Here is a 14,927-nt window from a genome sequence, read left to right as displayed (position 1 = left end):
TATATTTGCTTCAAGTATTTTACGATTGATATTACTTTTTTGCTTTAAACTATATATACTCGTACAAATCAGTCAAAATTAATACAGAGTGAAACAACACGCAATAAGGGGGACCAGGCTACAGATAAAAAGTTCGATCTCTGCTGGTTTAAGGTTTTCCTGGCGACTTACCAGTAAAGCAGGAGGAAAGCATACCCCTCTCCCAGAATCATATGAGGCATGGATGCCGATTACGAGCGCACAAGGATGTATTCACAGCGTGTCCTGGGAGAGGGGTATTCTTTCCTTCCGACTCGTTAGTATCTCCATTAATGAGGCACAGGTGCGGAGCGCATTTCTACACTGCCGCAGACTGCCGTGCGCTTTTGGGAAACCGCTCAGAGTGCATTATGTGACTCGTCATGGTGATATACCGAACAAACCTCAGATATCACTGAGAGACTGATCTCCACAGCATACCGCCACTGACCTAGTGGCGGTCTTCAAATGTTATACTTGGATGTTGGGGGACGCATCACGCCGCTCTCCCTTATTTGATCACAACTAGCGAGCTCATCAGGGTGAACCCGATACGTTTGGCGCAACAACGCTGGATAGCGGATTATAAATTGCCGAGAACACACCGCAATGCACAAGCATGACATGCAATTCAGGTTTCAGAGCTCAGTTAGCTGAGCCCAGCCTGTCCACCTATTAAGGTCTTTCCAAAGACCGACCTTACTGGCACGTAAGTTGCCTTTCTGGACAGGAACTTCAATTTGAATCCACGTAATTATAATTTGACGGTTACGAAAACTTAAGCTGTGGACATTGCAATATCAGATAGTTGTTGACTGCTGTACTGTATTAATCAGAGAGAGGTTCATTAAGACTATCCTGAGCATTGTCTAAAATTATCATATTTTAATTTATTTATGTGTATGATAGTAAGCTTAAATGCAGTAAAAAATTATTACATTTAATTATCGACCCCTGGCAATCACCACATGCCGCTGCTTTAAAAGACATATAAGACATCATTAAAGCGAACTGACAACATGATAGATCTGACACAAACTATTCCCGACATTATCATCGATGCGGCCGATCAATGGCCCGAGCGAATCGCTATTGATGACCATGGTATCACTCTGACGTTTGAAGAATTGAAAAACAGGTCAAAGGAAGCGGCGAAGGGCTTTATTGCGAGCGGACTTAAGGCCGATGACCGATTTGCCATATGGGCTCCAAATATTCATGAATGGGTCTGGATAGCCATTGGTGGCATGATGGCTGGTGGCATTCTGGTACCATTGAACACCCGCTACAGGGGGATCGAAGCCGGAGACATATTGAACCGATCCCATAGTCAGCTCTTATTTACGGTCAGTAATTTTCTCGATACGGACTATATAAAATTACTCGATGAATATAAGCCCGAGTGCGTACACGAGATAATTGTATTGCGCGGACATCTCTCTAATGATGATGCTCATGTAAATTCTTTAAAAACTTTTATTACTCGCGGTCACGGCGTCACAGATCAACAGGTTGATGAGTGTATCTGTGCACTAAGTGGCGATTCACTGTCTGACATCATGTATACCTCGGGCACCACAGGTGCGCCCAAAGGGGTCATGAGCAACCATGGTCAAGTAGTCGCTAGTTTTAAACTTTGGGCAGCCGCAGTCGGACTGAACGATCAAGACCGTTATTTAATTGTTAACCCTTTCTTTCATACCTTCGGCTTCAAAGCGGGTTGGTTGGCCTGTTTAATCACTGGTGCGACAGCCTTTCCGGAGCCTGTATTTGATGCCGATACTATTCTGGAGGCTATCGACGAAAAGCAAATAAGTGTATTGCCTGGTGCCCCCACTGTATTCCAGTCGTTGCTAAACTCACCGCAGTTAAACCACACGATTTTAAACAGCCTTCGCTGTGCGGTGACCGGTGCAGCCTCAGTTCCACAGCAACTGGTGCGCGACATGAAAAAGATACTCGGCTTTAAAGAGGTCTACACCGGGTACGGCTTAACTGAATGCGGCGTTGTCAGTATTTGCCGCCAGGATGATGATCTTGAAACCATCGCCAATACTGCCGGTTGCGCTATTGATGGTGTTGAAATCAAGATTCTGGATAACAACAACCAGTGCCTCCCGTCCGGTGAAATTGGCAATATTTTTGTGAAAGGTTTTAACGTGATGCAGGGTTACCTTGATGACCCACAGGCAAGCGAACAAATGATCGACCAAGAAGGCTGGCTAAATACCGGTGATATCGGCTGGCAAAACGCCAATGGCTATGTCAAGATCACTGACAGAGCCAAGGATATGTATATCAGCGGCGGGTTTAATTGTTATCCCGCGGAAATCGAAAATTTATTATTGAGGAATCCTTCTATTACAGACGCCGCAGTAACAAGCATGCATGATGACCGACTTGGCAAAGTGGGGGTTGCACATATCATACTAAAAGAAGGGGAGCAACCGTCCCCCGATACGCTACGCAACTGGTTCCGGGAACATATGGCTAATTACAAAGTGCCTCGAGTGTTGCACTTCGTTACATCGTTGCCGAGGAATGCCTCAGGCAAAGTGCAAAAATTTCTTCTTAAGCAATAGGAAACGCCAATGGTACTCGACCTAAAAGCAAGTGCGTGAATACAGTCCCGCTATTTCCGGCTTGCTCCCTGCGACCATGCGCGACTTCAAGACTATTGTACACCGGAAACTTCAATACACCGCATTGGCGGTAGCTATGGGCTACAAATGAACGGCCTCGGATTGCTATAATCCAGTGTGCCGGCAACACAATTTACGATTCCCGTTCATATTTGGCTTCGTATCCGCACTGCTCACTGCCGGTAGATCAAGTTTTGGTATGGCGACCTACAGTGGGCACTGTTAACAAAGAAAGCATTGAACGCAAGTTCAATCCAAAATCTGGCTGGATATTACTGAAAAAGATATATCTCGATACCCGGGTAAATATACTATGGCAGAACATGAATTCCCAAGTGGTGCTGCATTAATTTATGGAGGAAGCGGCGGCCTCGGTAGTAGCTGTGCCGAACGAATCGCGGCCTATGGCAGCGATATTGCCATTACCTATAGAAGTAATGTTGAAAAAGCGCGTCAACTTTCTGAACAAATCAAATCCATGGATCGTCAATGCTCTATTCATCGGGCCGATTTATCCGACGCAAACAGTATTAACAACGCCTTTCATTCTGCTGTCAAAATGCACCACCGGGTGCATACTGTGATTGTGGCAGCCGGATCAGACATTGCTCAACCCTTTTTTAATGACATCACTGATCAACAGTGGGAAGAAGTGATCCACAACGATCTCAACGGTTTTTATCGGATAGCCAAAGCAGCCATTCCTCATATGCGCACCCAGGGTGGCGGCAGCTTTGTACACATATCTTCTGCGGGGTTAAACCGTATCCCGCCCAGAGATGCGCTATCGGTTGCCCCTAAAGCCGGTATTGAAGCCATTATGCAATACATTGCCAAAGAAGAGGGTGTTCACAATATTCGTGCAAACTCTGTTGCAATCGGTGTGATTGAGGCTGGTATCTATCTACGTCTTGAAAAAGAAGGCATCTTTGACGAACAGTGGAAACAAGCCGTTAAAGCAACGCTTTGTCTGAAACGCTTCGGTAAAACCAGGGATGTCGGCGAAGCTGCCGCCTACTTTGCCTCGGACCGCGCAAATTACGTCACCGGGCAGATACTCTGCGTGGATGGCGGATACAGTGTTTAATCCATCCAATTGTATTTTCCTTACCCTTCGCCTGACTTATTCCTGTAATTCCGCCGCTAACTCAGCTGGTTTAGCAAGGCCTTTTAGGTGGTGCTTACCATCCACCTTAGCATGAAATTCATTCGCTTTTTCGATCGGATTGTAGAACTGCTTGTACCAAATTCTCCCCAACCGAAAATTGCGCTCGACAGGTAAAGCCATAATTTGTAATGCCGGCTTTTTATTCGCCCATATTTGCAGGTCCTGAGCAAAAGCCGCAAGTGCACCCTCTTGTGCCATTTTTGCATTTGCGATGTCTTGCTCATCGGGATTGGCACTTGGCGCCAGTGAAAGATTATTGTGCCAGGCTTTAACCACGCCCTCATCAACCGGCGTATGGAAAATAAACTCATAGCCATTGGTATCACCGAAGCGCTGCCTAGACAATAACAGACCCGGCCCGGTATACCAGGTCAATGTCGTCAGATGGGCGCCATACATCCGGTGGAAGCCGCCCTGACGCTGGTAATATTTATGACCTATATATTCGTTTTCAAAATACTCACAGGGCGCACCATGCGTTGGGCCCAAATGATGCGCATCGGCCATATTATCGATAATCTCTTGCGGGTGAATACCTATTTCACCCAGATGGTCGTAGCGCCCATTAATCCACTGTGAGTCATGCCACGCCTCCAAGTCCGGGGCCTCGTAATCAGGCTCACCCCCAGCAGGATCGTGCCACATCATAATGGCACCAAGCGTTTCAACGACAGGGTAACTTTGAATTCTAGCCTTGGGACACGGGCCGTCAAAATAAGGAATATCGTCTACCTGGCCCTCTGCGTTATAGCGCCAACCGTGATAGGGACAGCGAATTGAGTCTCCTTCAAGTTGCTCACTGTTGGTCACGATGGAGGCACTGTTGCTTTTTGCCAGGTGTGTCCCCATGTGCAAACAGTAGGCATCAAGTAACACAAGCCGACCGCTTGCACCACGATACAGAGCAAAATCCTTGCCAAAAAACCGCACACCCTTGGGGCCATCATCCAGCTCATTGGCCTCAGCGATCATAAACCAACCCCGAGGAAAGGTGTATACCCCCAAATCAAACCCTTTAACAAGTGCCATATTTTCTCCAATTGACTATTTATGTAACTGGTTATGACTCATTTTCACTGCCATAAATCCGGAACACCGGGATCGGATTTCCGGATAAAGCGCTGCAGAAAATCCCGTGTATCCGCCACTTCCTCAGGCGAAAAGTCATCTAACAATTCTTCTTCAATTGCTTTCGATTTTGCCAGCAGACTAACGTAGAGCTCACGCCCTTTAACAGATAAGGAAAACTTGATCTTATCCCTAGTACCCCTTGTCGTCTCCACAATCAGTCCGCGCTCGAACATATCTTGAAGCATCGCATGACTAGGTTTATGCCCGGTATGCTCCATGCGAACATGCAAGTCCTGTAAAGAAAGCCCACCCCCCATACCAAACAATGTCAGAGCAAGATACTTTTCCTTATTCAAATTACTTTCACGCAAATCTTTTTGCAGCTTATGAGCAGCCTGGAAATGTGAGCGAGATAACAAGTATAAAAAAAACTGATCCGAAAAAGTACCCGCCTCGATATTGACAGCCTCTCTATATTTTTCATTGCCATGTTTAGTTTTTGCAAGCGCGTATTTACCACCATGAAAAACCAGTGGCAATTCTTCAACCCGGTCACATTCCAGCACTTCTCCAACAAAAATAATATGATCACCACCTTCATACTGATAACTTGTCTTACACTGAAAGCGTGCAGCGTACTTAGATAAAATTGGCAAATTACCAATACCCCTCCCCCAGTCAATACCTGCGAACTTATCTACGCCCCTGGAAGCAAATTGATCTGAGGTATCCTGCTGGCTGGCCGCCAGTATATGCACACAAAAATACCCTGAGCTTTGAAAAGAAGACAGCGACATTGCATTTTTAGCCAATGACCAAAGCACCAGCGGTGGATCGAGTGATACCGAGTTAAAGCTCGACGCCGTGACCCCGACCGGGTTATTGCCAGGATCAATAGAGGTAATTACCGTAACACCCGTAGCAAAACTGCCTAGAGCCTGGCGAAATTCCAATGGATCTATTTTACTCATGGTAAATATTTTTTAAATATTTGAGTAGTATTCTACGCAAAAGCTAAGTATGATTTCAATTACTTGTTAATATCGTTTTTTATAATTCACGCAAAAATAAATGCGCCAATATATTCTGAGCCTGGCAGTTATATAGTGATGATTAAATACAGAAATGATCAATAAAATTTCCGCAACACACCATCACTACCTGACCGCCGGGTTACTATGAGCGCACTTCAGTTCCACGGCAAAACAGCGTTGATCACAGGTGGATCCCGCGGCATCGGTAAAGGTATTGCAGAACAGTTTCTCAATGCTGGCGCCAACGTAATCATCTGCGCTCGCGAAAAACCAGCGGTGCTGCCATCCATCAGTGGCAGATCCGTCCTATTCCAAGCCACCGATGTTCGAGACCCTGAGTCAACGCAAAGCCTGATCGATTTCACACTGACTGAAACCGGGCAACTGGATGTACTTATCAATAACGCTGGAGGCAGCCCGGAGGTCGATGCAAAAAAAGCTTCCCCTCGATTTACGTTCTCCATTATCACCCTCAACCTTATTGCACCCGCGGTGCTGTGTCAGCAGGCATATAAGGCAATGGTCGATACCGCTGAGAATGCCTCTATTATCAATATCGCCAGTATTTCCGCCGGCAGGCCCTCTCCCGGCACCGCTGCTTACGGTGCCGCCAAAGCGGGCCTGGTAAACCTGACGCAATCACTGGCCCAAGAATGGGCGCCAGTTGTTCGCGTAAACGCGATCATCGCTGGAATGGCAAAAACCGAAGCGGCATTTAAGCACTATGGCGGCGCAGAGGGTATTACTAAAATTGAGGAGCATCTGCCAATGAAACGTATGGCCGCCGCTGATGATATTGGCAAAGCCTGCTTATACCTGGCATCGGACGACGCAGCTTATATTTCAGGCGCTTCACTTGCGGTACATGGCGGCGGCGAACCGCCCTCGTTTTTATCTCTGCAAAGCGACACTTAGAAGCGCCTAGAAAATAATCTAAGCCGAATTACCCTGGTGAAAATCATGGGCAATTGCGTGGTTACAGGAAGCCGTTCTGGTATCGGCGCAGCCATAAAGCCGCAGATGATTGATAAAGGATATTCAGTCATTGTTGCCGAGATAAAACATACCGATTTATCCACCGAACCAACCACCAACTCGTCGTAGTCTCAATACCCAAACCATGTACTTAAGGCTTAGATGGCCTAATTGCAGCACGCCACTGTATGATCGTACAAAGTCCCCAGTTATTGATCATAAGATTTTGCAATTTTATGCCCCAATGTCCCGACTATGATCACAGCCTCAATCGAGTTTTCCACTCTGGTATCTTGCGATACCTCTAATCTTGCCACCAGCAGAATATTTCCGGCTTTCTGACAACAAAAAAGGGAGGTTCGAAGAGGGGCCTCGGCGCGCCGTACAGATCATAAGTCTCTGAATCCAGGGGGATAATCCAGCGCTTGCTTTTCAGGCTCATTCGGGCATCCAAAAACGTCCGATCCCAGCGCAATCCGTTGAAAATCAGCCAACTCCGGGGAACATCCAGAAAGTACAGCGCCCCTGAAAACCCTGCCACGCCTGGGTTTCAGGGAGGAGTGAATATGCCGCTTTGCGGGCAGCGGGCATAGTGCGAACAGGAATCACCGTGAGCCGCAGGCGGGAGCGGCAAAGGCACTCCCGGGCAACAAAGGCCCGCTAGTGCACTTCCACTTTTTTAATCGCTGAACCCCGCCTCGACCTGCGGCCCGATATCAGCATTGTAATCAATACCCTCCACACCAAACCCAAACAGCTTGAGGAAGTCCTCTTGGTAGCCCTTGAAGTCGGTCAAGTCGAAGAGGTTTTCCCCAGTCACTGCAGGCCAGAGTTTCTCGATCTTGGCCTGGGTCTCCCGGCGCAGTTCCCTATCGTCCATGCGCAGGCGGTTATCCCTGTCCAGACGCGGTGTATCCGTATAGAGCCCTTCGGTAAAGAGGCGATACAGCTGCTCGATACAGCCCTCATGAGTCCCCTCCTCCTTCATCACTTTATAGATCAGAGAGATATACAGGGACATGACCGGGATAGCGGAACTGGACTGGGTCACCAGGGCTTTGAGCACTGCCACATTGGCGGAGGCCCGGCCACTCGTGCTGATGGCCTTTGCCGCACGGTCCAGATCTTCCTTGGCCTTGCCGATAGTGGCGTTGCCGTATATCGGCCAGGTGAGCTTGTCACCGATATAGGTGTAGGCCACCGTTTTGCAACTTTCCGCCAGTACCCCGGCATCACCGAGGGCCTGCATCCACAGTTCCCAATCCTCGCCACCCATCACTTTTACTGTGGAGGTGATTTCCTCCTCGGTGGCAGGCTCGACAGTGATATCGGTGATTTCCAGCTTGTCGGTGTTGAGGTTCTTGGCGGTGTAGGATTCACCGATGGGCTTTAGTACCGAACTGTACAATGCACCAGTTTTGGGGTCAGTACGGCGCGGAGAAGCCAGGCTGTAGACAACCAGGTCCACCTGTCCCAGATCCTCTTTAATCGAATCGATGGCCTGAGCCTTCACCTTGTCGGAGAAGGCGTCACCATTAATACTCTTGGCGTAGAGCCCTGCCTGGTGCGCTTCGGCCTCGAAAGCGGCGGCATTGTAATAGCCGGCGGAGGCGGTGCGTTTGTCTGTTGGTGGTTTCTCGAAGAAAACCCCCAGGGTTTTGGCGCCGCAGGCAAAAGTGGCTGTAATTCGCGAGGCCAGCCCGTAACCGGTGGAGGCACCGACAACCAATACCCGCTTGGGTCCCTTCTCAAGGGTCGGCTGCGACTGGATATACGCAATCTGCTCGCGCACGTTGGCTGCACAACCCTGTGGATGGGCATTGGTACAAATAAACCCGCGTACTTTTGGCTGGATGATCATCCTTACTGTCTCTCCCTTCGCAGTTGGGGAATCGTGGTTGTGTAATCACAGATACGCCGATGGCGTACCAGGGGAAACGATGACCGAAATACAAGCGTACCGACGCCTGGGCCATCTCGACGCGCCATTCTAATGGTTGTGGCTCGGGAGTCCCATAGCGGCATTCCACCGCGCGACCCCGGCTTGTCCAAAATATCCGGGCCACCGGCCAAAGCAGCCACCTGCCCCATCGCCCAACCCCGCGCCAGGTCGCGTTGAGAGACGTGTTCAGGCGCAACCCATTGCGCACAATGGTGTATGCTGGCGCGGATTCACCTTGTCTGCAGTGGGGTTTCCGCCGTTATGTTCACACTCCGCCAACATGGATTCCACCTGTCTTTACTGGTCGTTTTTGCCCTTACCTGGGGCTGGTCCGCCTGGCAGCCCCTGCATCCGGACGACTGGTTGCTGGAAAATTACCTAGTATTCGCCGCGCTGCCGGTGATTTTGATCAGCACACACGCTTTCCCGCTCTCCAAAGTGTCCTATACGCTGATAACCCTGTTTATGTGCCTGCATCTGGTCGGCTCCCACTATACCTATGCGGAAGTGCCCTTCGGCTTTACCCTGCAGGAGTGGATCGGTGCCGAACGCAATATGTACGATCGGCTGGTGCATTTCAGTTTTGGATTGTTGCTGGCCTATCCGGTACGGGAAATACTGGTGCGTATGGCGGGCCTGCATGGGTTCTGGGCCTACTTCTTTCCCGTTGACATGACCTTCGCCCTGTCTTCCATCTATGAAATCATCGAATGGCTGGCAGCCCGCACTGTCTCACCGGAACTGGGCATTGCCTATCTAGGTTCCCAGGGAGATATCTGGGACGCTCAAAAAGACATGCTGCTGGCCGGGCTGGGCTCCATTGTTGCGATGCTGGTGGTTCTGGCCTTAAACCGCTGGCGCAGCGCCAATGCCTTGGGGGATATTCGCAATAGCCTGTCTGTACCGGCGCACGACCAGGCCCTGGGCGAGGCGAAACACCGGCGATAATCGCGCGGACGCCACAGCCATTGTGTGTCATTTGCCCATAGCATGTTTCAATGGCAGGCGGGTTGTCTGCTTCATGGTTTCCATCACAAAACTGGAGCTGACATCGAACAGGTCGGCCTTGATCAGCTCCTTATACAGACGGTCGTAACCGGGCATATCGGTGACCACCGCCTTGAGCAGGTAATCCAGGTCCCCGCTCATGCGGTGGACCTCCAGAATCTCTGCAATCCCCTGCACCAGCTCACCAAACCGTGCCGCCCATTGATCATTGTGCTGGTTGGTGCGGACAGAAATGTACACCGTCAGCGGCAGGTTTAACTTGTGCTGGTTCAGAAGGGTCACCCGTTCGGCAATCACGCCATCCGCCTCCATCCGGTGTATGCGCCGCCAACAGGCAGACTTGGACAAGCCTACCCGCTCGGCAACCTCCCCCACGGAAAGCGTCGCATCCCGCTGCAGCCATTCCAGAATCTGTCTGTCCTGTTTACTGAATCCCATTGCCTATCCCCTCGCCGCCCCACATTAGCCAAAACCCCATACGTCTCGCAATTAACAAATATTATATCTTATCGTTCCAATTAAGAAATTTTTCCGGCACATTGTTTCGATAATTATCAAAATAGAGACACCAAGAGACATGTTGTTTCGCCTGTAAAGCCCTAGAATAAGGCCCGATCAAACAGGGGAATGCAACATGATAACGCTGATAAAACGCATCCGCGATTCGGTGATCGGTGATATGCAACCGATCGATACCCCCTTTGGCCCGAAGCCATTGATCTATGCAGACTACACGGCTTCCGGGCGTTCCCTGACCTTTATCGAGGACGCGATCCGCCAGTGGGTATTGCCCTACTACGCCAATACACACAGCGAGACTTCCTACACAGGAGCACAGACCACCGCCCTGCGCGAAGAAGCGCGCGAGGAAATCCGGCGCACGATCAATGCCGGCCCCGAGCACAAGATCATTTTCTGCGGTTCCGGCGCCACCGCGGCAATCAATAAACTGATCGATATCCTCAACCTGCGCTTGCCCGCCGACCTGGACCGGCAGTACCGCCTGCGGGACAGTATCCCTGCGAAGCGGCGACCGGTGGTCTTTATCGGCCCCTATGAGCATCACTCCAACGAATTGCCCTGGCGGGAGAGCATTGCCGATCTGGTTTCCATACCCCTGAACAATGCCGGCACCCTGGACCTGAATGCCCTGGAGAGACAGCTGCACACCCACGCCGGCCGCTCCCTCAAGATCGGCAGCTTTTCCGCCGCCTCCAATGTGACAGGCATTGTGACCGATGTGGAAGCTGTGACCCGCCTGCTCCATCGACACGGTGCCCTGTCCTTCTGGGACTATGCTGCGGCCGCCCCCTATCTGGCCATCGATATGTGCGGCCGGCGGGATGCCCAGGGGGACAGCGGCAAGGACGCGGTATTTATTTCACCCCACAAATTTGTTGGCGGACCCGGCACTCCGGGGATACTCGTGGTGCATAAGCGGCTGCTGCAAAACACGGTACCGGCGACGCCCGGCGGGGGCACGGTACTTTACGTCACTCCCGAGGATCACCGCTATCTGGCCGACCCCGAGCGCCGGGAGGAAGGGGGCACCCCGGCCATCATCGAATCCATCCGCGCCGGCATGGTATTCAAGTTGCAGCGGGCGGTGGGCATTGATGAGATTACCCGACGGGAAAAAGCGCTGGTGGATCGCGCCTTGGCGCACTGGTCCAGGGAGGAAAATATCGAGATTCTCGGCAATCCGGACGTACCGCGCCTCTCCATTGTTTCGCTGCGCATCAAATGGCGCGGAGGCGATTTGCACTACGGCTTCGTGGTGGCGCTGCTCAACGATCTTTTCGGTATCCAGGCCCGCGGTGGGTGTTCCTGTGCCGGCCCTTACGGCCACACGCTGTTGGGCATCGATATGGCCTACAGCCGCGCTCTGGAAGAACAGATACTCAAGGGACAGAAGCTGATGCGCCCCGGTTGGGTACGCCTGAATTTTAACTACTTTATCAGTGAGGAGGTGTTTGCCTACTTGCTGGATGCCGTATCACTGGTGGCGCAGCACGGCTGGAAACTGCTGCCTTACTACTGCTTCGATGAAGCCCAGGGCGTTTGGCGCTACCAGGGCAAAAAACCGCTTGCGACCTCCTGTCTGGCGCAGCCGGACTTCAGCGACTTGCCAACAATGCCGACAGAAACGAAGCCGCCGCTGTGCGCCCTCGACAAGTACCTGGCCCTTGCCGAGCGGGAGCTGTGTCGCAAGCAGCGCAATGGGCAACACTACGATTTGTCGCTGCCCGCGGACGCGGACAAACTGCGCTGGTTTGTGAGCCCCGAGGAAGCCGCGCTGGCACTTTAAGGGGAACCCCTATCGCAGCAACAGCAGCGGCTGGCGGGTGTTCAGCAGCATCTTGGCGGTAATACTGCCCATCAACAGATCGCGCAAGCGGTTGTGGCTAAAGGCGCCCATTACCGTCAAATCAATCTGATATTCCATCTGATAGGCAATCAGGGCCTCGACGGTATTGCCCTGCAGGTGGCTGGCACTCACTGCCAGGCCCTTCTCATCCAGCTGGGCACTGGCTTCCGCCAGCAGTACTTCCGCCGTTTCTGCAGACCCCACATTCACCAGGTGCAAAGACAGGCTGCGAAAAAGTGCACTCCCGGCGACCAAAGACAACGCTTTGCGCGCCGCCTCGCTGCCATCGTATGCGAGCATCACCCGATGTGGCGTCCGGAATTCCCGGTTTACCACCAGGATCGGTTTGTGCAGGGAGCGCACCACGGTTTCCAATTGCGCCCCCAGGCCCTGCTCGGAATCGCCGTGCTCCTCGCCGCGAATACCCAACACCAGGGCGCGGATACCATCCTCCAAGTCCAGCACAGACTCTGGAAGACTGTCGTGGCGCTGGCAGGTCATCACCTGCCCAACCCCGGCCTCTTCAACGCGTTTGCGCGCGGCCTGCAACATCAGTTTGCCCTGCTTCACCAATAGCTGCGCGCGCTCCTGCTCCAGCGCGGTCAGCTCTTCCAACAGCTCCTCCTGGCTGCCAAGGCCGATACTGCCAGTAAAGTCCGTCAACGCAGGGACATTGCTGCGCTCGATGTTGTGCAACAGTTTCAACGGCGCCTGCAGATTGCCCGCCAGCCAGGCTGAGTAATCGCACACCGCACCGGTGTAATGGGAACCGTCGATACAGGAGAGTACCGACGGCGGGGTGCCACCATTACAGGTTGTCTTATTGTTATTGTCTCTGTTGCTTACAGCCATCAATGCCCTCCAAGAACCCGTTCAATTTCCTCGGGTTTATCGTGTACGCCGAATCGGTCGACGATGGTTTCACTGGCTTCATTCAACCCTACCAGCGTCACTTCTGCGCCCTCACGGCGGAACTTCAGCACGACCTTGTCCAGCGCATACACAGCGGAAACATCCCAGAAATGCGCCCGGCTCAGGTCGACCACCACCGTGTCCACCACTTCTTTGAAATCAAACGAAGCGGTAAATTTGTCCGCGGAATTGAAAAACACCTGCCCCATAACCTTATAGGTGCGGCGGCTTTTCACCGCATCCAGCGTGCTGCTGACATACATAAAATGGCTGACCTTATTGGCGAAGAACAAAGCCGCCAGCAACACGCCGACAAATACACCATAGGCCAGGTTGTGGGTCCACACTACCACAATCACTGTCGCCAGCATCACCAGATTGGTGGAGAGGGGATGGTGCTTAAGATTGCGGATGGAGTCCCAGCTAAACGTACCGATAGAGACCATGATCATGACCGCAACCAGCGCCGCCATGGGGATCACCGCCACCCAGTCACTGAGGAAGACCACCAGCGCCAACAGGCCAATACCCGCCACCAGAGTGGAGAGGCGGCCGCGACCGCCGGATTTCACGTTGATCACCGACTGCCCGATCATCGCACAGCCGGCCATTCCACCCAGGGTGCCCGCGGCAATATTGGCGATGCCCTGCCCCTTGCATTCGCGGTTCTTATCGCTCGGAGTGTCGGTGAGTTCATCGACGATGGTCGCAGTCATCAAAGATTCCAGCAGCCCCACCACCGCCAAACCGGCGGAATAGGGGAAAATAATCTGCAGGGTCTCGAAGTTTATCGGCACCTCCGGCCAGAGGAAAATCGGCAGGGTATCCGGCAGCGCACCCATATCGCCTACGGTACGGATATCCAGGTCCATGGTCATGGCAATAGCGGTCAGTAACAGGATACATACCAGCGGTGAAGGCACGGCTTTGCCGATCACAGGAATATACGGAAACAGATAGATAATACCCAGGCCCGCAGCCGTCATGGCGTAGACTTCCCAGGAGCCTCCAGTCAGCTCGGGCATCTGCGCCAGGAAGATCAAAATGGCCAGGGCGTTCACAAACCCCGTGACCACCGCACGGGAGACAAAGCTCATCAGGCTACCCAGCTTCAGATAGCCGGCAATGATCTGCAATACCCCGGTGAGCAGTGTCGCCGCCAGCAGATACTGCAGACCGTGCTCCTTCACCAGGGTGACCATTAGCAGGGCCATGGCGCCGGTGGCAGCGGAGATCATCCCCGGTCGACCGCCCACAAAGGCGATCACCACAGCGATACAAAATGAAGCGTAGAGACCGACCCGCGGGTCTACCCCGGCAATAATGGAAAAGGCGATGGCCTCGGGGATCAGTGCCAGGGCCACCACCAGGCCCGCAAGTACGTCACGACGGATATTCCCGAACCAATCGGCCCGGGTGGAAGACAACAACGAAGGGAGAAACATAAAATGCAATACAGCTGAAAGGATCGGAAAAAGACCGCGCACTCTACCACAAACCACCCGCCCCTGCATGGCCGCACCCCAGACGGCCATATCCTGAATCACCGACACCTTCAACAGCACCTGTTACATCTTGAGGAATGTTGTCCCCCTCCCGTACAAGGCGGACAGCGGACACTTTTAGCGGACACCTCGGCAGCGATACACAATCCCAGAAAAACGATAAAACCTTTAACTATTAATAGGTTATTTGCATTTGAAAATTTGGCACGGCTATTGCCATCTATTCCATAAAGCAGATTTTCCTGATTTGCATCCAAAACAGAAATGCGCTGCATCCAAATTAT

Annotated in this window: 11 protein-coding genes; 5 read left to right on the top strand and 6 right to left on the bottom strand. The window is 52.0% G+C overall.

Annotated features, from left to right (window positions below; all coding sequences use genetic code 11):
• Positions 1 to 1,037 precede the first annotated feature (1,037 nt).
• Together Q1A48_RS09460 and Q1A48_RS09455 are read left to right on the top strand one after the other, a co-directional pair.
• Positions 1,038 to 2,600: an AMP-binding protein gene (locus Q1A48_RS09460; protein WP_299943966.1), complete on the top strand. Its 1,563-nt coding sequence runs from the start codon at positions 1,038 to 1,040 to the stop codon at positions 2,598 to 2,600.
• Positions 2,601 to 2,973: 373 nt separating this feature from the next.
• Positions 2,974 to 3,747 (top strand): SDR family oxidoreductase, encoded by a 774-nt coding sequence (locus Q1A48_RS09455; protein WP_299943963.1) that lies wholly within the window; start codon positions 2,974 to 2,976, stop codon positions 3,745 to 3,747.
• Between the two features lie 36 nt (positions 3,748 to 3,783).
• Here Q1A48_RS09455 and Q1A48_RS09450 read toward each other — a convergent pair whose 3' ends face one another.
• On the bottom strand, positions 3,784 to 4,857 hold the full coding sequence (locus tag Q1A48_RS09450) for a Rieske 2Fe-2S domain-containing protein (RefSeq protein WP_299943960.1): 1,074 nt from the start codon (positions 4,855 to 4,857) through the stop codon (positions 3,784 to 3,786).
• Between the two features lie 44 nt (positions 4,858 to 4,901).
• Positions 4,902 to 5,870 (bottom strand): flavin reductase, encoded by a 969-nt coding sequence (locus tag Q1A48_RS09445; RefSeq protein ID WP_299943957.1) that lies wholly within the window; start codon positions 5,868 to 5,870, stop codon positions 4,902 to 4,904.
• Positions 5,871 to 6,077: 207 nt separating this feature from the next.
• Between Q1A48_RS09445 and Q1A48_RS09440 the strand changes: the two genes are divergently transcribed.
• Entirely contained in the window at positions 6,078 to 6,848 is a 771-nt protein-coding gene (locus Q1A48_RS09440) for an SDR family oxidoreductase (protein ID WP_299943955.1), read from the top strand.
• A 739-nt stretch (positions 6,849 to 7,587) separates the two neighbouring features.
• On the opposite strand, the gene fabV is transcribed toward Q1A48_RS09440, so the two are convergent.
• Positions 7,588 to 8,769 carry an enoyl-ACP reductase FabV gene (fabV, locus tag Q1A48_RS09435; protein WP_299943952.1) on the bottom strand — a complete coding sequence of 394 codons (1,182 nt, stop codon included), beginning with the start codon at positions 8,767 to 8,769 and terminating at the stop codon, positions 7,588 to 7,590.
• A gap of 342 nt (positions 8,770 to 9,111) precedes the next feature.
• Between fabV and Q1A48_RS09430 the strand changes: the two genes are divergently transcribed.
• Positions 9,112 to 9,798 (top strand): DUF2238 domain-containing protein, encoded by a 687-nt coding sequence (locus tag Q1A48_RS09430; RefSeq protein WP_299943949.1) that lies wholly within the window; start codon positions 9,112 to 9,114, stop codon positions 9,796 to 9,798.
• A 27-nt stretch (positions 9,799 to 9,825) separates the two neighbouring features.
• Here Q1A48_RS09430 and Q1A48_RS09425 read toward each other — a convergent pair whose 3' ends face one another.
• The gene (locus Q1A48_RS09425; RefSeq protein WP_299943947.1) at positions 9,826 to 10,296 is read right to left on the bottom strand and encodes an Lrp/AsnC family transcriptional regulator; all 471 of its coding nucleotides are present in this window, start codon (positions 10,294 to 10,296) and stop codon (positions 9,826 to 9,828) included.
• A 196-nt stretch (positions 10,297 to 10,492) separates the two neighbouring features.
• Here Q1A48_RS09425 and Q1A48_RS09420 point away from each other — a divergent pair, with 196 nt between their 5' ends.
• Positions 10,493 to 12,166 carry an aminotransferase class V-fold PLP-dependent enzyme gene (locus Q1A48_RS09420; RefSeq protein WP_299943944.1) on the top strand — a complete coding sequence of 558 codons (1,674 nt, stop codon included), beginning with the start codon at positions 10,493 to 10,495 and terminating at the stop codon, positions 12,164 to 12,166.
• Between the two features lie 9 nt (positions 12,167 to 12,175).
• Here Q1A48_RS09420 and Q1A48_RS09415 read toward each other — a convergent pair whose 3' ends face one another.
• Together Q1A48_RS09415 and Q1A48_RS09410 are read right to left on the bottom strand one after the other, a co-directional pair.
• Positions 12,176 to 13,078 carry a universal stress protein gene (locus tag Q1A48_RS09415; RefSeq protein ID WP_299943941.1) on the bottom strand — a complete coding sequence of 301 codons (903 nt, stop codon included), beginning with the start codon at positions 13,076 to 13,078 and terminating at the stop codon, positions 12,176 to 12,178.
• Positions 13,078 to 14,568 (bottom strand): SulP family inorganic anion transporter, encoded by a 1,491-nt coding sequence (locus tag Q1A48_RS09410; protein ID WP_299944040.1) that lies wholly within the window; start codon positions 14,566 to 14,568, stop codon positions 13,078 to 13,080. The genes Q1A48_RS09415 and Q1A48_RS09410 overlap by 1 nt, the downstream gene beginning before the upstream one ends.
• Positions 14,569 to 14,927 lie beyond the last annotated feature (359 nt).

The sequence above is a fragment of the uncultured Microbulbifer sp. genome (genome assembly GCF_947489355.1).
GTDB lineage: Bacteria > Pseudomonadota > Gammaproteobacteria > Pseudomonadales > Cellvibrionaceae > Microbulbifer.
This window is presented reverse-complemented; position numbering and strand designations above follow the sequence as displayed.

Excerpts from the sequence above, each read along its gene's own strand:
- Q1A48_RS09425 (WP_299943947.1), bottom strand. The coding sequence starts at position 10,296 with ATGGGATTCAGTAAACAGGACAGACAGATTCTGGAATGGCTGCAGCGG.
- fabV (WP_299943952.1), bottom strand. The coding sequence starts at position 8,769 with ATGATCATCCAGCCAAAAGTACGCGGGTTTATTTGTACCAATGCCCAT.
- Q1A48_RS09460 (WP_299943966.1), top strand. The coding sequence starts at position 1,038 with ATGATAGATCTGACACAAACTATTCCCGACATTATCATCGATGCGGCC.
- Q1A48_RS09440 (WP_299943955.1), top strand. The coding sequence starts at position 6,078 with ATGAGCGCACTTCAGTTCCACGGCAAAACAGCGTTGATCACAGGTGGA.
- Q1A48_RS09450 (WP_299943960.1), bottom strand. The coding sequence starts at position 4,857 with ATGGCACTTGTTAAAGGGTTTGATTTGGGGGTATACACCTTTCCTCGG.
- Q1A48_RS09420 (WP_299943944.1), top strand. The coding sequence starts at position 10,493 with ATGATAACGCTGATAAAACGCATCCGCGATTCGGTGATCGGTGATATG.
- Q1A48_RS09455 (WP_299943963.1), top strand. The coding sequence starts at position 2,974 with ATGGCAGAACATGAATTCCCAAGTGGTGCTGCATTAATTTATGGAGGA.
- Q1A48_RS09430 (WP_299943949.1), top strand. The coding sequence starts at position 9,112 with ATGTTCACACTCCGCCAACATGGATTCCACCTGTCTTTACTGGTCGTT.
- Q1A48_RS09445 (WP_299943957.1), bottom strand. The coding sequence starts at position 5,870 with ATGAGTAAAATAGATCCATTGGAATTTCGCCAGGCTCTAGGCAGTTTT.
- Q1A48_RS09415 (WP_299943941.1), bottom strand. The coding sequence starts at position 13,078 with ATGGCTGTAAGCAACAGAGACAATAACAATAAGACAACCTGTAATGGT.